Raw genomic sequence first — 18,751 nt, forward strand, 5'->3', positions numbered from 1 at the left:
CGGTACGGCCTGGGCGGTCGGCCGGCACCCCGGACGGCCCGTGCCGAACCCCGCACCCTTGGACGGCGCCCGGAGAGCGCACCCGGCATGCCGCCGAGGGCTGCCCCGCGCATGCTGGGGGCGTGGAGCAGATCGCCGAGTCGCTGTACTCGTGGGCGTCCATCCTCGACGAGCAGACCCTCCAGCAGGCCCTCCGGGCGTCCACCATGCCGTTCATCTACCCGCACATGGCGCTGATGAGCGACGCGCACCTGGGCAAGGGCGCCACGGTGGGGTCGGTGATCCCCACCCGCGGCGCGGTCATGCCGGCCGCGGTGGGCGTCGACGTGGGGTGCGGGATGGTCGCCGTGCGGACCCAGTTCACCGAGCGCGACGTCCGCGCCCGTGGCCGCCTCAGCGCGCTGCGCGCGGGGATCGAGCGGGCCGTGCCGCTCAGCCCCGGGAAGTACAACGCCCGGGTCCGCGGCACCGCCGAGCGGTACGTCGACGAGCTGTCCGCGCTCGCCCGGGCAACCGGCGTCGCGCCCGGCACGTTCGCCGGCAACTGGCAGCTCCAGCTGGGCTCGCTGGGCGGGGGGAACCACTTCATCGAGATCTCGGCCGACGAGGACGGCCACGTGTGGGCGTTCCTCCACTCCGGCAGCCGCGGCGTCGGCAACCGCATGGCCTCGCACTTCATCACCGCGGCGCAGACCCTGTCGCGGCGCCGTGGTGTGCACCTGCCCGACCGCGACCTCGCCTACTTCCAGGAGTCGGACCCCGAGTTCCACGACTACATGGCGCACCTGCACTGGGCCCAGGAGTTCGCCCGGCTCTCCCGCGAGGCGATGATGGACCGCACCCTCGACGAGCTGGGCCGGTTCATGGGCGTGGCCCCGGAGCGGCTGGCGCGGGTCAACGCTCACCACAACTACACGGCCGTCGAGGAGCACTTCGGCGAGCGCGTGCTCGTCTCACGCAAGGGCGCCATCGACGCCCACGAGGGCGTCCCCGGTCTCATCCCCGGGTCCATGGGCACGGCCAGCTTCGTCGTGACCGGGAAGGGCAACGAGATGTCGTTGTGCTCAGCCCCGCACGGCGCCGGCCGGGTCTACTCCCGCAACGCGGCGCGCCGGGCCTTCACCCGGGAGGACCTGCGCCGCCGCATGGCGGGGATCGAGTACCGGGACCTGGACGCGTTCGTCGACGAGATCCCCGACGCCTACAAGGACATCGGCACGGTCATGGCCGACGCCGCCGACCTGGTCTCGGTCGACCACGTGCTGCACCAGCTCGTCAACGTCAAGGGACAGTGACCTGCGCGGCGGCGCGGCCCAGCACCTGCACGCAGAGAACCGCCCGGCCGGACTGAAGCGCGTGGTAGCGCTCGTGGATCCGCACCGGGCTGCCGGCGGGGGCGGCGACGGCGAAGCCGTGGTGGTTCCACACGGTCACCCGGCCGCCGGCCAAGTAGTGCACGACCGCGGTGCCGCGCGGCCCGAGCTCGCCGACGATCCCGTCGCGCCATCCGTCCGGCGTCAGCCGCAGGTACTTCGCTTGGATCATGTGGACGAGGTGCCGGGGCCGGTAGCTGCGGCAGGGGCCGTCGGCCGGGGTGCAGGGCGCGGGGAAGGGGAACGTGCTCACGTGGGCTCCTCGGGTGCTGCCGCTCTTCCCGGGCCGGCGGCACGGGCGGGTCTTCCTCCGGGGGCACCGTGCGCGTCGCGCGGTTGCCGGACCAGCTCGCCGGAGGGCGTGGCGCTGGTCCTCTTGACCGGTTCCCACGGTAGCGGACGGCTCCGACACGCCCACCCTGACGGGCGGTGCGCCGTGGCTCGTGAGGAGCCTGAAAATCGTCTGCGGTTTCACGTCGGAATCCGTAGACGCTGAGGCAGCGGATGGACGATGGTGGTGCCCCGGCCGGGGCCGCGGCCGGCTGCAGCGCGTGCGGGAGGAGCACCGAATGTCCGACCTGTCCATCCTCAACGACGACATGCACGACGCGTTCGACCCAGTCCTGGACGAGACCCTCACGGACCCGGTCACGGGGATGGAGGTTGTCGTGGACGGGTTCGACGGCCCGGCCACCATCCTGCTGCTCGTGCCCCACGAGTTCGACCACCCCTACGCGGAGGACGTCGAGGACGTGGACGAGGAGCTGAAGAGGGTGCGCGGCGGCGAGGAGCTGTGGGGTCCGCTCGTGCCCGCGGCGCAGGCCGTGCTCGAGGGTGACGAGCTGGGGGTGGCGGAGGACCTGGACGCCGACGACGTCGACGAGGAGATGCTCGCCCCGGCCGTCGACGACGACTTCGAGGAGTTCGACCTCGACGACGAGGACGAGGACGAGGAGGAGGACGCGAGGCGCTGAGCTCGCTCTCGGGCCGCGCCCCGACGGCGAGCGGCGGACGCTTCTGCCCCGAGCGGCGGCACCGGCTCTGTGGCATGGATTACGGACGGTACGGCCCTCGTACCCCGATCCCCCTCCTGGAGCCTCCGTGACGCAGCAGCCCGAGCACGACCACGCCACCCCGCCCTATCCCGTGGGCGGACGGCGGCAGGGCCAGCCCGCGCAGCCGCTGGCCTCGGCCAAGACGAACACCATGGCGATCGTCGGCCTGATCTGTGCCTTCCGCGCCTGGCCGCTCGGGATCATCTTCTCCGCCATCGGGTTGCGGCAGGTCAAACAGCGCGGCGAGGCGGCCGGGGGCTGGCGCTGGCCGGCCTCATCGTCTCCATCGTCGCCGGCGTGATCAGCATCCTGGTGTTCGTCTTCGTGGTGATGGCCGGGATGCAGGTCGCCGAGGAGGTCGAGGCCGAGCAGGCCGCCGCGCAGGAGCTTCTCGACGACACCCTCGCCGAGGATGAGATCACGGCCGCTCCGGAGCTCGAGTCCGAGCCGGCCCCCAGCACTGACCCGGCCGAGGCCACGTTCAGCGACCCCACGTGCGAGGCGCTCTTCGGCGAGGGCGAGAAAAGCGTCATCAGCCTCATGGCCGCGACAATGGAGGGCGCCGTCATGAGCCTCACGGAGCAGTGCCTGGCGATCTGAGTTTTTCAAGCTCCGGCCCCGGCGACCTCAGGGCGCCGGGGCCTCGGCCGGCTCACGGTCCTCCTACGAGGGGCGGCGCGGCTCGGGGTCGGCCGGTTCGGCTCGCCGCCACACCACAGCTACGTGCACCGTCCTGCCACCAGATCGGATGGGCGATGCGGTGCTGAGGTGCAACATGTCCCCTTCGAGCTGCAGGCGCCGCAGCTGTGTCCTGCCGACCCAGTTCGGGAACAGCGACACAAGCACCGAGTGGGCGACGCTCTGTTCGTCCTCATCGACATGGAACTGGCCCGAGTAGGCGATGTAGGAGGTCGCTTCGGCCTCATATTCCTCGGCAGTACCGGTGAACCAGTCCCCGGAGACGAAGTCGGGGCGGCCGGGCCTGCCGTGGCCGCGCCACCCCTGCCAGGCCCTCCCTGGCAGGGACACCACCACGATCCGCCCCGCGCTCCAGCGTTGCCCAGCCCCCACCTCGCGGGGGCGTCTGGACACCAGACGCCGCCGCGTGACACCGGTCCGCGCGCCTGCTGTGCCTCGTTCTGTGGGAAGCCCGCGTGCTCCCCAGCCCGCAAGGAGGACGACTACCCGGCGTGGCTCGAGCAGGCCCGCACACCCCGCCGACAAAACGGACACAACCACCTCCTGATCTCGCTACCTTCGAGGACATGAACATGGACGACGGCGCCCGTGCCAGGGACCGCTACACCGCCGCCCTCATTCCCCCGCGCCGCGACTCCCGACCCCGGCAGATCATCAGGGCTCTGTGGCTCTCCGCCCGTGAGCTCGCCCCCGGCTTCATCCCGCCGCCCACGCTGGCGTACCTGGTCATCACCGACTCCGCCACCGGCCGTCGGGTCGCCCGCCGGCCCGTCGACGCCGACGAGGCGGGCGGGCTCCTCGCCACCGTCCAGAACCAGCTCGAGCGGGACACGCCAGAGCGGTTCCGTCGCCGTTGGGCCATCACTACCTGAACGATCGAGTCACACGGAGCCGCCAGCCATGACCGCCGCTGAGGCGACACCGAACCCGCTGATACCCGCCGTCTACGACGTGGCCTGGGCGGTCGCTCTCGCCGTGGGCCTTGCCCTCCTGGCCGTGGCCCTCGTCCACCTGGCCCGCCGGAAAGACACCACCCCGACCGAGACGGCCCTGTGGGCCCTGGTCGTGCTGGCGGCCCCGCTCGTCGGACCCGCCGTCTACCTGCTCATCGGGCGACGCCGACAGGACGCCCAGCCGTGACCCGCCGCGCCTTCACCCGGGTGGCCCACTCCCCGCGCGTCCCCGCGTTCACCAACTGCCCCCGGACCGTCCGGGCCGGTGCGCTCGTCCCGCTCGAGCAGTGACGCGAAGGCGGACGGCCAGGCTCAGCCCGGCGCCCCGGCGTGGGCGAGCGCCACGACCAGCTCCCGGACCATCCCAAGAACCAGCGGGACCGCGGTCAGGCTCAACACGAACGCCCACCCGCCGGTCAGTCGACGCTCCCGCACCGGCGCCGGAGATCGCGACCACACTGGGACCGGCTCCAGCAGCAGGAACACCGTCCACAGAGGTGTCGAAACCGCCAGCCAGAACCACGCCCACTTCGTCGCCAGGCGTGGCTGAGGTCCCCCGATGAGCAGGCCCAGGGAAAGCAGAGCGGCCACCCCGGCCGCCACACCCCAAGGACCCTCGAGCGCGGGAGGCAAGAGCGGGGGCCACAACACCGTCGCTTCTGCCAGCACAGCCACACCCCACCCGGTCAAGACGACGGCGGCGAGCACCACGCGGAGCACCACCAGCCCCCGGGGGACTGCCCCACCAGCAGCACCTCCCGCTCGGGCGTCTCGTCACGCGCCGCAATCTCCACCGCACCCCCCACCTTCTCCCCGGATGGCGGGACCGTACCGGCCACCACACACCCGGGAGAGCACCGGCACTCTCTACTACCCGAGTGCGGCCGTGATCGGCCGCGGCCCGGACACCGTCGTCGCCCACACCGCCATGCGCTGCTACCGGCCATCCACTTCCCCGAAGGCACCTAGGCCGGCGCGTCCCCGCCTGGTCGGGCAGGTACGCACCCTGACAGCCCGACGCAGACCCGAGCGGCTGACCGGCCGGCGTCGGCACCGGCGGCAAGGTGGATGAGGTGGCCGTCCCGGCCTATCCCTCCTGTGGCTCCGGCGTCCAGCCCTCCTCGTAAGACGGGTCCGTCTCCCCGGCGCCTTCCGGCGGCGGGTCCAGCTGCGGCAGGTTCAGCGCACGCCTGACGCCGTTAGCCGGCGGGACCTCCTCGGTGAAGGTCGAGAGGGCCTCGTCCACCTCTTGCAGGGTCTCGGCCTCCGCGACGCGCTGGTAGACCTCCCGGTCCGCCTTCATCGCCTCGACATAGGCCCCGACCTCGTCCTGTGCGTCTTCAGGCCAGTCGTAGCCCTCCAGGCCCGCGACTAGCTCGTCCACGGCGTCGATCCGGCCCCTCGCCGCCTCGTTGATCAACTCCACGTCTCCGGTCTCGAAGGCGTAGTCGAGCACGTGCACTCGGCGGTACCACCCGTCCGAGATCCACAAGTACTCGACCTGGTGCTCGTTCAGCCGTTCCTCCGCAGTGCCGCCGACGCCCTCGTCGCCGCCGCAGGCGGCCAGTCCGAGCGCGGCCGCCGCCACCGTTGCAAGGGTCCGCTTCATCGCCGACTCCACAGTGCTGGTCGGGCGCGGTCTCCGTCGACCACGCTCCGGGCACACCGTTTCCTCTGCCGCGTCACCGGGCTGTTACGGCGGCGTTACTGCCAACCGGCCCACCACCGCAGTCCGACCGCCACACCGGCGCCAGCACACCCCACCCCCGGGACGATCAGGACCAGGCTCAGCGCCACAGGCACCGTGGCTCAGGGCCCACCGGTTCCGGCGCGACGCCGACGGGACACCCACACGCCAGCCGCCAGGAGAACCACCACCCCGGCCGCGTACGCCACCCACGAGGACCTCCTGAACGACGTCACCACCTCTTGGGGGGTCACCAACGGGGCCACGGACGAACAGTTCTCCTCACGCGAGGACGCCGAGGCGGCCGCCAACGCCCACGCGGAGAGGATGGGGCGGAGCTACGTCGTCGTGACTTTCCTGTAGTCGCCGCCGCGCCCCCGACCTGTTCGACCTCGACAAGCCCGCCGGCCTGCGATGGGGGATCCGCTACGCCAACAGCACCACGGCTCGCCCGGACTACCTCGGCGACGGCGACGGCAACCGCCCGCCCGGCCCGACCATCGTCCCGAGATCCGGGCAGGGCACCGACACCGCCATCGACGCCTGGTTCTGGCTCTGGCCACCCACCCGCCGGGATCCTCACGGTGGTGTGCGCCTGGCCAGACCGAGGCCTCCCCGAGATCACCACCGAGCTGGACGCCGGACCGCTCCTCGACGCCGCAGCCCGCACCATCCCGCTCTGGGACCCCACCACCGAGTAGCGGCCATGACCACCACCGAGGCCACCCCGAAACCGCTGCTGCCCGCCGCCTACGACCTCACCTGGTCGGCCCCTGTCGCCGCCGGCACGATCCTCCTGGTCGTCGCGGTGGTCCACCTGGCCCGCGGGAAGGACACCACCCCGACGGAGACGGCCCTGTGGGCGCTCGTCGTCCCGGTCGCCCGATCGTCGGGCCAGCCGTCTACCTGCTCGTCGGCCGCCGCCGTCGGGACGCCCCGCTCCAGCCCGCCGAATAACGACGGGCCGCCGTCGAGACCCGCCGCCACGGTGCACCCGGATTCAAGTCGGCGCACCGCAAGGAACATCGCATGAGAGCACAAAAACCGGCGGGACCCCAACTTCTCGTGGGATCCCGCCGATCTGTGCTGGTGCGCGAGGGGGGAGTTGAACCCCCACGCCCTCTCGGGCACACGGACCTGAACCGTGCGCGTCTGCCTATTCCGCCACTCGCGCTCGCTTCAACAGCGCTGGCAAGACTAGCACGGGCAATCCGGCCCCCGAGAACCGATGCGGACCTCCCCGAGCGTGATTCTGAGCACGCCGCGACCGGCCGGTGCGGTGCCGGGCCGCCGTCACGGCGCCACGCACGAGCGCCGGCCGGGGCACCGCGCCGAGCCCGGATACGCCGATTTCCCGCTTGGCTAGTTACGATCGGAGCGCCGGTGCTGTGTGCCGGCAGCCGGAGGACCTCGGTCACCGGATGTTGGCCGGGTCCGCGGCGCCGCCGGGCGCTGCGAGCGGTGAGCCGGCCGGACCACCGGGCAGCCGCCCGGACGAGAAGCCGCGACAGGCGGAGGGAGGTGCGCGATGGGAGTCCTGGACCGCTTCGAGAAGAGCGTGGAGCACGTCGTGAGCGCCGCGTTCGCGAAGGCCTTCCGCAGCGAGGTCAAGCCGGTCGAGCTCGCCTCGGCGGTGCGCCGCGAGATGGACGACCGCGCCGCCGTCGTCTCCCGCGGGCGCACGGTGGTTCCCAACGAGTTCGTCGTCGAGCTCTCCCCTGGCGACATGGAGCAGATCGAGCAGTGGGGGGCGGACACCCTCGCCGAGGAGATCGCCGGCGCCGCCACCGAGCACGCCGCCTCGCAGCGGTACTCCTTCGTCGGTCCGGTGGAGGTCACGTTCGCCGAGGACGACTCGCTGACCACCGGCCGGTTCAAGGTGCGCTCGGCCAGCCGGCGCGGCGCCGTCGCGCCGGCCACCTCCTCGGTCGCCTCCCCGCGCCACCCCATCGTCGACATCGACGGCCAGCGCTACCTCCTCACCGGCCCCGTCACGGTGATCGGCCGCGGCAGCGACGCCGACATCATCGTCGACGACTCCGGCGTCTCGCGCCGCCACCTCGAGATCCGCGTGACGCCGGCCGGCGTCATCGCCACCGACCTGGGCTCCACGAACGGCACGTTCGTCGAGGGCCACCGCATCGACGCCGCGACGCTCGTGGACGGCAACACCATCACGATCGGGCGCACGCGCATCATGTTCTGGACCGGGGCGGACGAGGACGACAACCCCGACGACGGCAGGTGACCGCGCGCGTATGAGCGAGCTCGTCCTGACCCTGCTGCGCGTGGGCTACCTCGTGCTGCTCTGGGGTTTCGTCCTGGCCGCCCTGGCGGTGCTGCGCAAGGACATCTTCGGCACGCGGGTCACCCCCCGCGGGCCCGGCCGGGGCGCCACCCGGCGCGCCGCACCCAAGCAGCCGGTCCGCAAGCCGGCCGGCCGGTCCGCGCCCACCCGCCTGGTCGTCACCCAGGGGCCGCTGGCGGGCACCTCCATCCCGCTGGGCCCCTCCTCGGTTCTCGTCGGCCGCTCGCCCAGCTGCACCCTGGTGCTCGACGACGACTACTCCTCCAACCGCCACGCACGGTTCTTCCCCCAGGAAGGCTCCTGGTGGGTCGAGGACCTCGGCTCCACCAACGGCACCGTGGTGAGCGGTGAGCGCATCTCCCAGCCCGTCGAGGTCCGCGCAGGGACGCCCGTGCGGATCGGCCAGACCCTGATCGAGCTGCGGCGGTGAGGGGGACGAGCTCATGAGCGTGCAGATGCGCTTCGCCGCCCGCTCCGACGTCGGGCTCGTCCGTACGGGCAACCAGGACTCCGGCTACGCCGGGCCGCACCTGCTGGTGCTCGCCGACGGCATGGGCGGCCCCGCCGGCGGCGACATCGCCTCCTCCGTGGCCGTGGCGCACCTGGCCGTCCTCGACGACGCCCACGGCGCGGACGACCTGCTCGACCTGCTGCGCGACGCCATCTCCGCCGCGCACGCCGAGCTCATCGAGCGCTCGGAGGCCGACGCCGACCTGGCCGGCCTGGGCACCACCTGCACCGCGATCCTGCGCTCGGGCAACAAGCTCGCCATGGTGCACATCGGCGACTCCCGCGCCTACCTGCTGCGCGACGGCGTCCTCACGCAGGTGACTCAGGACCACACGTTCGTGCAGTACCTCGTCTCCACCGGCCGGCTCACCCCCGAGCAGGCCGAGCACCACCCGCAGCGCAACGTCATCCTGCGCGCCCTCGGGGACAGCGACGGCGACGTCCAGCTCGACGAGTCCCTTCGGGAGGCGATGCCCGGGGACCGGTGGCTGCTGTGCTCCGACGGCCTGTACGGTGTCGTCTCCGGCGAGACCATCGCCGAGACGCTGCGCACGGTGGCGGACCCGGGCGCGTGCGCGGACGAGCTCATCACCCTCGCGCTGCGCGCGGGCGGGCCGGACAACGTCACCTGCGTCATCGCCGACCTCATCGACACGGCCGCTATCACCGCCGCCACGGCGCCGGACACCACCCCGCAGGTGGTCGGCGCCGCGGCCCGGGACCGCCGGCGCGGCTCCCGCGGCGGCTCCAGCTCCGCGGCGCGGGCCGCCGCCCTCGTGCGGGCCGCCTCCCCGGCCGAGCTCCCCGAGCCCGACGACGAGGCCCTCCCCTCCCGCCGCCGGCGCTGGGTGGGCCGCCTGGTCGCCGCCCTGCTGGTGCTCGCTGCCCTCGTCGGCGCTGGGTACGCCAGCTACTCCTGGACGCAGACCCAGTACTTCGTCGCACCCGCCGGGGACGACGTCGCCATCTACCGCGGCATCCCCCAGGAGGTCGGCCCCATCCGGCTGGCCAGCCTCCACGAGCGCACCGACCTGCGCGTCGACGACCTCACCCCGGTGGCCCAGAGCCGGCTCGGGGAGCCCATCACCCGTGGCTCGCTGGCCGACGCCCGCGCCGTGGTGGAGAACCTCCGTGAGTCCCTGCGCGTGAAGGCCGAGACCCCCGGGGAGGCGCCCACCGGCGCCCCGGCCCCGGCCGACGGCGGCACGCCCGCCGACACCGGCACCCCCGCGGGTGGTGAGGGCTGATGGCCATCGTCAGCGAGCACACGGCCCGAGCCGGCCGCGGCTCCGAGCTCGCGCTGCTGGGCCTGGCGCTGCTGCTCTCCCTCGCCTCCTACGCCCAGGTGGGGCTCGTCGCGACGGGCGCGGTCCCCGCGGACCTGCTCAGCCGCGGCGCGCTGCTGGTCGTGCTGGCGGTGGCCGCGCACCTGCTCATCCGGTGGCGCGCGCCCTACGCCGACCCGGTGATGCTGCCGGTGGTGGTCGCGCTCAACGGCATCGGGCTGACCATGATCTACCGGATAGACCTGGCCAAGGGTGTGGAGGACGGCGCCAACGCCGGTCGGCAGCTGCTCTGGACGATGCTGGGCGTGGCGTGCGCCGTCGTCGTGCTCTGGCTGCTGCGCGACCACCGCCTGCTGCGCCGCTACACCTACACCGCCATGGTCGTCGGCCTCGTGCTGCTCATGCTGCCGCTCGTGCCCGGCCTGGGGGTGAGCATCAACGGCGCCCGCATCTGGATCGGCGTCGGGCCGATGTCCTTCCAGCCGGCCGAGCTCGCGAAGATCGTGCTGGCGGTGTTCTTCGCCGGGTACCTGGTCACCAACCGGGACAACCTCGCCCTGGCCGGGCGCAAGGTCCTCGGGCTGCACCTACCCCGGCTGCGCTACCTCGGCCCCATCCTGCTCGCCTGGGCGGTGTCCCTGGCCGTCCTGGTCTTCGAGCGCGACCTGGGCACGTCGCTGCTGTTCTTCGGCCTGTTCGTGGCGATGCTCTACGTCGCCACCGAGCGCCTGAGCTGGATCCTCATCGGGCTGGTGCTCTTCGCCGGCGGCGCCCTGGCCGCCGCCAGCCTGTTCCCGCACGTCGGCGCCCGGTTCGACGTCTGGCTCAACGCCCTGGACCCCGAGGTCTACAACCGTGACCCGGGCGGCTCGGGGCAGGTGGTCCAGGGCCTGTTCGGCATGGCCTCCGGCGGTCTGATGGGCACCGGCTGGGGTGCCGGCGACCCGCAGCTGGTGCCGTACGCCAACTCCGACTTCATCGTCGCCGCCCTCGGCGAGGAGCTGGGCCTGACGGGCCTGCTGGCGATCCTGGCGCTGTACCTGGTGCTGGCGGAGCGCGGCATCCGCGCCGCGATCGGGGTGCGCGACGGCTTCGGCAAGCTGCTCGCCTCCGGCCTGGCGTTCGTCGTGGCTTTCCAGTGCTTCGTCGTCGTCGGTGGCGTCACCCGGCTCATCCCGCTCACCGGCCTGACCATGCCGTTCCTCGCCCTCGGCGGGTCCTCGCTCGTCTCCAACTGGATCATCGTGGCCCTGCTGCTGCGCATCTCCGACGCCGCCCGCCGGCCGGCCCCGGCGGCTCCCGAGACGCCCGGACCCGCGGCGGCCACGCCCGTGGCCCGCCGGGACGCGCAACCCGGTCCCGCCGACGGCGAGGCCACCGAGGTGGTGAGGCTCGAGTGAACGCCCAGATCCGGCACCTGGCCACGGTCGTGGTGGTCATGTTCGTGGCCCTCATGGTCGGCGCGACCTCGGTGCAGTTCTTCCAGGCCGACGAGCTCAACGCCGACGACCGCAACGTCCGCACGATCTACCGCGAGTACGGCCGCGACCGCGGTCCCATCGTGGTCGCCGGGGAGGCCGTCGCGTCCTCCTCGCCCGTCGACGACGTCTACCGCTACCAGCGCTCCTACGCCTACGGGCCGCTCTACGCCCACGTCACCGGCTACTTCTCCACCGCCTTCAACTCCATGACGGGCATGGAGGACGCCGCCAACGACGTGCTCAACGGGACGTCCAGCTCGCTGCTGCTCCAGCGCATCCAGACCCTCTTCACCGGTGACCAGCCCGAGGGCGGCGCCGTCGAGCTCACCCTCGACCCCGCCGCCCAGCAGGCGGCGGTGGAGGCGCTGGGCAACCAGCGCGGCGCCGTCGTCGCGCTCGACCCACGGACCGGCGCCATCCTCGCGCTCGCCTCCACCCCGTCCTTCGACCCCAACGACCTGGCGACGCACTCCCGCGCGGACGCCCAGGCCGCCTGGGACGCCTACCAGGCGGACGAGACAGAGCCGCTGACCAACCGGGCCATCGCCGGCGACCAGTACGCGCCCGGGTCGAGCTTCAAGATCATCACCGCCGCCGCGATGCTCGAGAGCGGCCAGTACACCCCCGACTCGATGGTGCCGGCCCCCACGGCGCTGCAGCTGCCGCAGAGCAACCAGGTCGTCAACAACCCCGGCAACCTGCCGTGCGGCGACGGCTCCGGGCAGGTCACCCTCACCCAGGCGCTGCGCCAGTCCTGCAACACCCCGTTCTCGCAGGTGGCCATGGACCTGGGCTACGGCGCACTGAACGAGCAGGCCCAGGCGTTCGGCTTCGGCCAGGACCTCGAGATCCCCCTGAAGGTCACGCCCTCCCGCTTCCCCGAGACGGCCAGCGACGCCGAGCTCGCCATGGCGGCCATCGGCCAGGCCAGCGTGCGGGTCACCCCCATCCAGATGGCGATGGTCGTCTCGGCCATCGCCAACGACGGCGTGCAGATGCGGCCCCATCTCGTGGCCCGCGAGCTCACGGCCGACCTCGAGGTGGCCTCCACGACCGACCCGGAGGAGATGGGCGAGCCCATCTCGGCGCAGACCGCCGACCAGCTCACGCAGATGATGGTCGAGGTCGTCGAGAGCGGCACCGGCACCCGTGCGCAGATCCCGGGCGTGCAGGTCGCCGGCAAGACTGGCACCGCCGAGATCGGCTCCGGCATCGCCCCGCACGCCTGGTTCGCCGGGTTCGCCGGCGCCGAGGAGCCCGAGGTGGCCGTCGCGGTCGTCGTCGAGAACGGCGGCCGGGCGGGCGAGGAGGCCTCCGGCGGCGCGACCGCCGCCCCCATCGCCCGTGCCGTCATGCAGGCGGTGCTGGGCTCGTGAACGGGCGGGGGCGGTGAAGCCGCGCACCGGCCTCGTCCTCGGCGCGCGCTACGAGCTCACCGAGCGCATCGCCATCGGCGGCATGGGCGAGGTGTGGCAGGCGCTCGACCGGCGCACATGCCGGACGGTGGCCGCGAAGGTGCTGCGCGCGGAGCTCGCGGGCGAGGAGCTCTACCTCGGGCGCCTGCGCACCGAGGCGCGCAACTCCGCGGGGCTGCGCCACCCCAACCTCGCGACGCTGCTCGACCACGGCGAGCAGGAGGGCTCCGGCTACCTGGTCATGGAGCTGGTCCCGGGCGAGACGCTGGCGGCGCGTCTGGAGCGGGAGAACCGCCTGCGGCCGCTGGAGCTGCTGCCGATCCTCGTGCAGGCCTGCCGCGGGCTGCACGCCGTGCACACCTCCGGCGTCGTCCACCGCGACGTCAAGCCCGCGAACCTGATCATCACGCCCGAGGACCAGGTCAAGCTCACCGACTTCGGCATCTCGCTGGGCTCCAACCAGCCCCCGATGACGGCGGCGGGCATGGTCATGGGCACCGCCCAGTACCTGCCCCCGGAGCAGGCGATGGGCCGGGCGGCCACCCCGGCCGGCGACGTCTACGCCCTGGGCGTCGTCGCCTACGAGTGCCTCGCCGGCCGGCGGCCCTACACCGGCGCGACGCAGGTGGACATCGCCTTCGCCCACGTCAACACCCCGCTGCCCCCGCTGCCTGGGTCCGTGCCCGCGCCGCTGCGCGGCGTCGTCGAGCGGATGCTGGCCAAGGACCCCGCCCGCCGCCCGGCGTCCGCGCGTGCCTGCGCCCGGGAGCTGGAGGAGGCCTGGGAGCAGCTGGCCGCCGCGCGGGCCGGCTCCGGCGCCCCGGGTCGGCGAAGCATCCACCGGGCCGCGCCCGCGCGCGCCCGGCACGCCGCCCCGACGGCGGCCACGACGGTCGGGCCCCGAGCGGACGCCCCGGTGACCTTGTCGGCACCAGACCTCGAGCCCGCCGACGGCGCCCTCGCCGGCGCGAGCCACCGGCCGGCCGTGGTCGCCGGCACCCCTACCGACGCGCACGGGCCGGCTGCCGTGGTCACTGAGCTGCCCGTGGCACGACGGCGGCGCGAGCTGCGCGCGGCTCCTGCCGCCGGGCACCGCGCCGCGCCCGCGAGTGTCTCTCCTGCCGCACCCGGCCCGTCGGCGGCCACGCCGGTGCCCGTCTCTCCCGCCGCCCCCGGCCCGTCGGCCGCGGCGGTGGTCGTCCCCACGGCCGACGCGGCTCGCGCGCCGACCGCCCTGGCGCCCGCCCCGCGAGCCCGGCGGTCGGCGTCCTCGCCGCTCCCCGCCACCGCCGTGCCCGCCCGGGCGGGGCGCCCCACGCCCGCGCCGGTCGCCAGCACCCCGGCCTCCCGGGATCGGCGGTCACCCGCCGCGCCGTCGCCGGTCGCCGGCTCTCCGGCGCCCGTCCTCGTGCGGGAGCGACCCGCCGTCCGCCGCCGTGCCGGGACCGCCGGCGGCCGGACGCGCGCCGTCCCTGACCAGGCGCTCGCGCGCGGCAGCGCCAAGCGTCCGCCGATCCGGCTCCCTCGCTGGGCCGAGCTGGCCGCCGACCGGGTGTGGCTCGCCACCATGACGGTGGTCCTCCTGGTCCTCGTTCTCTTGCTGGGGGTGGCGCTCGGTAGTCTGGGCGGCACCGACAGCTCCTCCGCAGGCCGTGGGCCGGCGGTTACCCATCCCTCGACAGAAGTGAAGGACGACTAGTGGTGGACGAGATCCCGCGCGTTCTTGCCGGCCGCTACGAGGTGGGCGAGCTGATCGGACGCGGCGGCATGGCCGAGGTCCACATCGGGTACGACAGCCGGCTCTCCCGCACCGTCGCGATCAAGGTGCTCCGCTCGGACCTGGCGCGGGACGCCACGTTCCAGGCCCGGTTCCGCCGCGAGGCGCAGTCCTCGGCGGCGCTCAACCACCCCGCCATCGTGGCCGTGTACGACACCGGCGAGGAGCACGTCGTCTCCGCCAGCGGCCAGGAGATCACCGTCCCGTTCATCGTCATGGAGTACGTCGAGGGCCACACGGTCCGGGCGCTGCTCGCCGGCGGCGACCCGGTGCCGATCGACGAGGCCGTGGACATCGTCGTCGGCGTCCTCAACGCGCTGGAGTATTCCCACCACGAGGGCATCGTGCACCGGGACATCAAGCCCGGGAACATCATGCTGACGCCCACCGGCGCGGTGAAGGTCATGGACTTCGGCATCGCCCGCGCGATGACCGACTCCGCCGCCACGATGACGCAGACGCACGCCGTCGTCGGCACCGCGCAGTACCTCTCCCCGGAGCAGGCGCGCGGCGAGGTCGTCGACGCCCGCTCGGACCTGTACTCCACCGGCTGCCTGCTGTACGAGCTGCTGACCGGCCAGCCGCCGTTCTCCGGCGACTCGGCCGTCGCCGTCGCGTACCAGCACGTGCGGGAGATGCCCAAGCCGCCGTCGACGGTCACCCCGGACATCCCCGAGGCGCTGGACCGCGTGGTGCTGAAGGCGCTGGCCAAGGACCGCGAGGACCGCTACTCCGACGCCGCCCAGATGCGCGCCGACCTGCTCGCCGCCGCCCGCGGGGGGAACGTCCAGGCGCCCGCCGTGGGCGCCTGGGCCGCCGCCGGGGCCGGTGCCGCGGCGGCGACGGCGGTCACCACGCCGCTGCGCGCGGACGCCGCCACCCGGACCCTGCGGGCGGCCTCGCCGGCCACCACGTCCACCGGCACGGGCAACGGGACGGCGCTCGCACAGGACGAGGAGCCGCCGCGCAGGTCCCGCTGGTGGATCTGGCTGCTGGCCCTGCTGGGCATCGCGGCAGCGGCAGGCATCGGCTGGATGCTGCTCAACCCCGGCGAGCAGGAGCCGCCGCCCGCCGAGACGGTGCTCGTTCCCGACATGGCCGGCATGGACCAGGCCGCGGCGCGCGACGCCCTGGCGGAGGCCGAGCTCGTGCCCAACATCCTCGACCCCGTCCCCTCCGACGACGTCGAGGAGGGCCTGTTCGTGCGGTCCGACCCGCCGGTGGGCACCGAGGTCGGGGTGGGAAGCACCGTCGACATCGCCTTCTCCTCGGGCCCCAGCTCCGTCGCGGTGCCCGAGCTCGCCGGCCTGTCCCAGGCCGACGCGGCCGCCACGCTCGACGCCGTGGGCCTGGACGTGGGCGAGGTGACCCCGGTCAACACCGACGCCGGCACCGACATCGGCGACGTCGTGAGCAGCGACCCCGCGGCGGGCGCCGGCGTGGCGCCCGGGACCCGGGTCAACCTCGCCGTCGCCAGCCCGAACGCCGACCTGCCGAACCTCGTGGGCAGCACCGAGGCCGAGGCCTCGGAGGTGCTGCGCTCCCTCGACCTCGGTGTGCGGATCGAGACGGAGCCGTCGGGCGACTTCCCGGTCGGCACGGTGCTCGAGCAGTCCCATCCGGAGGGCGTCGTCGAGCGGGGGACCACCATCACGCTGGTCGTGGCCACCGAGGCGCCCGACGTGCAGACGCCGGAGCCGACGGAGACGCCGACCGAGAGCCCGTCGCCGACCGAGACGCCGGGCGAGCAGGGCGACGGCCGCGGCCGCGGCGGCGGCCAGGGGCCGAACCAGGACGAGAACCAGGACGAGAACCAGGACGAGGGAGACTGACCTCCCGGCAGAAGGGGCCCCGCTCGTGCGGGGCCCCTTCCGTCTGCCGGGCCACGCCGGTCCATAGGTGCGCCGGTGCCGCGTCGGCGCGGCATAGTGGCGCCATGGGGGAGCCGGAGCGGTGGCGAGTGAGCTTCGCAGAGCCCGTTGACCTGTTCTTCGCGCTGTACGTGCGGGACGCCGCCCGCCTGCCCGGTGCCCCGGACGTCCCGCCCCTGGACGGCCACGTGCCCGCGTGGCGGGCGGCGTGGACGCCCGGGCAGCGCGCCACGGCGGCGCGCCAGTGGCAGCGGTGGTGGGAGCACCTGCTCGACCACCGTCCCGACGGCGAGGGCGCCGCGCCGGTCGACGGCCCCGGCTTCCACGCGAGCGTCCGCACGCCGGAGCTGCGGACGGCGCAGGTGGCCCTGTACCCGGCCGCCCTGCACTGGCGCGACGCCCGCGCCGCCGAGGCCGAGGCCCGGGGCACCGGCACGGCCCTGACCGCGCTGCACGGCCTGGGCATGCGCCCGCTGGTGAAGGAGATCGAGGCGCGGCTGGGGCGCCCGGCCGAGCCCTTCCGCTACCGGGTGGAGGTGATCCCGACCCGCGGCAAGCGGTACTGGGACCTTGCCGTCGACCGGTTGCTGGTCTCGGAGGAGCTGGGCGCCGACCTGGACTCGCTCGCCGACGTGCTCCGTCCCCGCCTGGCGGCGCTGGCCTGACGGCGGCCGTCAGCGGTGGACGAGCGGGGCCATCCCCGTCGAGCGGGCCACGGCCGCGTCGTCGCCGGTGACGGCGAGCCAGTTGGCGAGCAGCCGGTGCCCACCCTGGGTCAGGACGGACTCGGGGTGAAACTGGACGCCATGCAGCGGCAGCGTGCGGTGCTGCAGGCCCATGACGATGCCCCCCGCCGTCTCGGCGGTGATCTCCAGCTCCTCGGGGACCGTGTCGCGCACCACGGCCAGGGAGTGGTACCGGGTGGCGGTGAACGGGCTCGGCAGCCCGCCGAAGACGCCGCCGCCGCGGTGGGACACCTCGGAGGTCTTGCCGTGCATGAGCTCGGGCGCGTGGGTGACGACGCCGCCGAACGCCTCGCCGAGGGCCTGGTGGCCGAGGCACACCCCCAGCATGGGCAGCTCCCGCACCGCGCAGGCCTCGATGACCTCGAGCGAGGCGCCGGCCTCCTTCGGGGTGCCGGGGCCAGGGGAGACGAGCACGCCGTCGTAGCCGTCCAGGGCGGGCACGGCGTCGTTGCGCACGACGTGCGTCTCCGCGCCGAGCTGCTGGAGGTAGCCGACGATCGTGTAGACGAAGCTGTCGTAGTTGTCGATGACGAGGATCCTGCGGGCCGTCACGGCTGTACCTCCCGGCGGATGGGTGCGGGTCCCCGGCCGCACGCGGCCGGGCGGGTCTGGGTGTCTGCGCGCATCAGGCCCGGCCGTCCTCGATGACCTCTGCGTGGTCGAGGGTCAGGGATCCCGCGTAGGCGGGCATCTCGACGCGCTGCAGCGTGCTGAGGGACCAGCCCAGCCCGACGGCGTCGACGTAGTCCAGGTATGTCTGGACGCCGGGGCTGGCCTCCAGCGCGTCGCGCAGCGCGCCGGGGTCACCGATGGCCTGGATGTCGTAGGGCGGGGAGTAGGTGCGCCCGGCGATGTGCAGCACGTTGCCCACGCACCGCACGCCCGTCGTGGAGACGACGCGGTGTCCCTGGACCGTCATGGCCTCGGCGCCACCGGCCCACAGGGCGTTCATCACGGCCTCGATGTCCTGCTGGTGGACCACGAGGGCGTCGGGGGGCAGCGTGGCAGCCAGCCCGTCGGCCTGCTGGGGGGCGTCCCACAGCCGGACCTGCACCGCCGGGCCGGTCATCGGCGAGTGGCCGGCGGCCTGCTCGGCCAGGTCCGCCTGGGGGGCGAGCTCGGCCCCGGTGCCCTCGGTGTCCACGTAGCGGCGAACCTCCTCGCGCAGCTCGGCGTTCTCCGCCTCGAGGTCCTCCAGCCGTCCGGCCTCGGCCCGCGCGAGCCCCTGGAGGTTCTCCGGGTGCCGGTCCTCGGTGCCCGCGAAGACCTGGGCGTTGGTGGCGAAGAGCAGCCCGGCGAGCAGCGCCACGACGGCGGTGGCCATGGACTTGGTCGGCACGGCGCGGCGGGGGGTGGCTGGCGTGGGCGTCGTGGGAGCCGAGTCGGAGCCCTCTGCCACAGGGGGCGTCCCGGCTGGGCGGCGGGCCGCGTCGTCCGGCGGGGTGGTGCGCGCGTCATCGGGACGCGTGCCGTAGCCCTTCGCGGCAGCGTCGTGCGGAGCGGTGGCCATGGCCCTCCTCCCTGCCGGCGGGGGTGCGCGCTGGGTGCACCCGCTTCGACGATACGCTAGGGCCGGGCGCGCCGAGGCGT

General features: G+C 73.9%; 21 protein-coding genes, 1 tRNA gene and 1 riboswitch. Of the genes, 15 read left to right on the forward strand and 7 right to left on the reverse strand.

Translation table 11 applies throughout. From position 1 onward, the window contains the following. Positions 1 to 122: 122 nt before the first annotated feature. Complete coding sequence (locus ACF0H8_RS02085) at positions 123 to 1,295, forward strand: RtcB family protein (RefSeq protein WP_395287342.1); 1,173 nt, start codon at positions 123 to 125, stop codon at positions 1,293 to 1,295. Here ACF0H8_RS02085 and ACF0H8_RS02090 read toward each other — a convergent pair. Beyond that, positions 1,282 to 1,626: a hypothetical protein gene (locus tag ACF0H8_RS02090; RefSeq protein WP_395287343.1), complete on the reverse strand. Its 345-nt coding sequence runs from the start codon at positions 1,624 to 1,626 to the stop codon at positions 1,282 to 1,284. The two genes, ACF0H8_RS02085 and ACF0H8_RS02090, sit on opposite strands and share 14 nt — an antisense overlap. 16 nt (positions 1,627 to 1,642) lie before the next feature. Then, a riboswitch (SAM riboswitch) is annotated at positions 1,643 to 1,755 on the reverse strand. A 187-nt stretch (positions 1,756 to 1,942) separates the two neighbouring features. Here ACF0H8_RS02090 and ACF0H8_RS02095 point away from each other — a divergent pair. From ACF0H8_RS02095 to ACF0H8_RS02105, 3 genes are all read left to right on the forward strand, one after another. Further along, entirely contained in the window at positions 1,943 to 2,347 is a 405-nt protein-coding gene (locus tag ACF0H8_RS02095) for a hypothetical protein (RefSeq protein ID WP_395287344.1), read from the forward strand. Between the two features lie 127 nt (positions 2,348 to 2,474). Continuing rightward, a complete protein-coding gene (locus ACF0H8_RS02100) occupies positions 2,475 to 2,729 on the forward strand; it encodes a hypothetical protein (protein ID WP_395287345.1) in 255 nt (84 codons plus the stop codon). Then, positions 2,726 to 3,028: a hypothetical protein gene (locus ACF0H8_RS02105; protein ID WP_395287346.1), complete on the forward strand. Its 303-nt coding sequence runs from the start codon at positions 2,726 to 2,728 to the stop codon at positions 3,026 to 3,028. Before ACF0H8_RS02100 ends, ACF0H8_RS02105 begins: the two co-directional genes overlap by 4 nt. A 63-nt stretch (positions 3,029 to 3,091) precedes the next feature. Here ACF0H8_RS02105 and ACF0H8_RS02110 read toward each other — a convergent pair whose 3' ends face one another. After that, positions 3,092 to 3,463, reverse strand: a complete 372-nt coding sequence (locus ACF0H8_RS02110; RefSeq protein ID WP_395287347.1) for a lipocalin-like domain-containing protein — start codon at positions 3,461 to 3,463, stop codon at positions 3,092 to 3,094. 230 nt (positions 3,464 to 3,693) lie between these two features. Between ACF0H8_RS02110 and ACF0H8_RS02115 the strand changes: the two genes are divergently transcribed. Continuing rightward, positions 3,694 to 3,999 (forward strand): hypothetical protein, encoded by a 306-nt coding sequence (locus tag ACF0H8_RS02115; protein WP_395287348.1) that lies wholly within the window; start codon positions 3,694 to 3,696, stop codon positions 3,997 to 3,999. Positions 4,000 to 4,027: 28 nt separating this feature from the next. Next, positions 4,028 to 4,267, forward strand: a complete 240-nt coding sequence (locus tag ACF0H8_RS02120; protein ID WP_395287349.1) for a PLD nuclease N-terminal domain-containing protein — start codon at positions 4,028 to 4,030, stop codon at positions 4,265 to 4,267. A gap of 125 nt (positions 4,268 to 4,392) precedes the next feature. On the opposite strand, the gene ACF0H8_RS02125 is transcribed toward ACF0H8_RS02120, so the two are convergent. Beyond that, complete coding sequence (locus ACF0H8_RS02125; RefSeq protein ID WP_395287350.1) at positions 4,393 to 4,671, reverse strand: hypothetical protein; 279 nt, start codon at positions 4,669 to 4,671, stop codon at positions 4,393 to 4,395. A 496-nt stretch (positions 4,672 to 5,167) separates the two neighbouring features. Then, positions 5,168 to 5,689, reverse strand: coding sequence for a hypothetical protein (locus ACF0H8_RS02130; RefSeq protein ID WP_395287351.1), 522 nt, complete (start codon positions 5,687 to 5,689; stop codon positions 5,168 to 5,170). 784 nt (positions 5,690 to 6,473) lie between these two features. On the opposite strand from ACF0H8_RS02130, the gene ACF0H8_RS02135 reads away from it, so the two are divergent. Continuing rightward, entirely contained in the window at positions 6,474 to 6,800 is a 327-nt protein-coding gene (locus tag ACF0H8_RS02135) for a hypothetical protein (RefSeq protein ID WP_395287352.1), read from the forward strand. 54 nt (positions 6,801 to 6,854) lie between these two features. Here ACF0H8_RS02135 and ACF0H8_RS02140 read toward each other — a convergent pair. Then, positions 6,855 to 6,941, reverse strand: a tRNA-Leu gene (locus ACF0H8_RS02140). Positions 6,942 to 7,295: 354 nt separating this feature from the next. Here ACF0H8_RS02140 and ACF0H8_RS02145 point away from each other — a divergent pair. The 8 genes from ACF0H8_RS02145 (at position 7,296) to ACF0H8_RS02180 (ending at position 17,080) form a co-directional block, all read left to right on the forward strand. Next, on the forward strand, positions 7,296 to 8,015 hold the full coding sequence (locus tag ACF0H8_RS02145; protein WP_395287353.1) for an FhaA domain-containing protein: 720 nt from the start codon (positions 7,296 to 7,298) through the stop codon (positions 8,013 to 8,015). A gap of 10 nt (positions 8,016 to 8,025) precedes the next feature. Continuing rightward, positions 8,026 to 8,505, forward strand: a complete 480-nt coding sequence (locus ACF0H8_RS02150) for an FHA domain-containing protein (RefSeq protein ID WP_395287354.1) — start codon at positions 8,026 to 8,028, stop codon at positions 8,503 to 8,505. Positions 8,506 to 8,518: 13 nt separating this feature from the next. Beyond that, positions 8,519 to 9,832 carry a PP2C family protein-serine/threonine phosphatase gene (locus ACF0H8_RS02155; RefSeq protein ID WP_395287355.1) on the forward strand — a complete coding sequence of 438 codons (1,314 nt, stop codon included), beginning with the start codon at positions 8,519 to 8,521 and terminating at the stop codon, positions 9,830 to 9,832. Next, entirely contained in the window at positions 9,832 to 11,271 is a 1,440-nt protein-coding gene (locus tag ACF0H8_RS02160; protein WP_395287356.1) for an FtsW/RodA/SpoVE family cell cycle protein, read from the forward strand. The genes ACF0H8_RS02155 and ACF0H8_RS02160 overlap by 1 nt, the downstream gene beginning before the upstream one ends. Then, the gene (locus tag ACF0H8_RS02165) at positions 11,268 to 12,728 is read left to right on the forward strand and encodes a peptidoglycan D,D-transpeptidase FtsI family protein (protein WP_395287357.1); all 1,461 of its coding nucleotides are present in this window, start codon (positions 11,268 to 11,270) and stop codon (positions 12,726 to 12,728) included. Before ACF0H8_RS02160 ends, ACF0H8_RS02165 begins: the two co-directional genes overlap by 4 nt. A gap of 13 nt (positions 12,729 to 12,741) precedes the next feature. Next, positions 12,742 to 14,466, forward strand: a complete 1,725-nt coding sequence (locus ACF0H8_RS02170; protein ID WP_395287358.1) for a protein kinase — start codon at positions 12,742 to 12,744, stop codon at positions 14,464 to 14,466. Positions 14,467 to 14,468: 2 nt separating this feature from the next. After that, entirely contained in the window at positions 14,469 to 16,376 is a 1,908-nt protein-coding gene (pknB, locus tag ACF0H8_RS02175) for a Stk1 family PASTA domain-containing Ser/Thr kinase (RefSeq protein ID WP_395287359.1), read from the forward strand. Between the two features lie 104 nt (positions 16,377 to 16,480). Beyond that, positions 16,481 to 17,080 carry a hypothetical protein gene (locus ACF0H8_RS02180; protein WP_395287360.1) on the forward strand — a complete coding sequence of 200 codons (600 nt, stop codon included), beginning with the start codon at positions 16,481 to 16,483 and terminating at the stop codon, positions 17,078 to 17,080. Positions 17,081 to 17,089: 9 nt separating this feature from the next. Here ACF0H8_RS02180 and ACF0H8_RS02185 read toward each other — a convergent pair whose 3' ends face one another. Beyond that, entirely contained in the window at positions 17,090 to 17,713 is a 624-nt protein-coding gene (locus tag ACF0H8_RS02185; protein WP_395287361.1) for an aminodeoxychorismate/anthranilate synthase component II, read from the reverse strand. A gap of 73 nt (positions 17,714 to 17,786) precedes the next feature. Further along, a complete protein-coding gene (locus ACF0H8_RS02190; RefSeq protein ID WP_395287362.1) occupies positions 17,787 to 18,671 on the reverse strand; it encodes a DUF881 domain-containing protein in 885 nt (294 codons plus the stop codon). Positions 18,672 to 18,751 lie beyond the last annotated feature (80 nt).

It is taken from the genome of Georgenia sp. AZ-5 (genome assembly GCF_043952095.1).
Taxonomy (GTDB): Bacteria; Actinomycetota; Actinomycetes; order Actinomycetales; family Actinomycetaceae; genus Georgenia.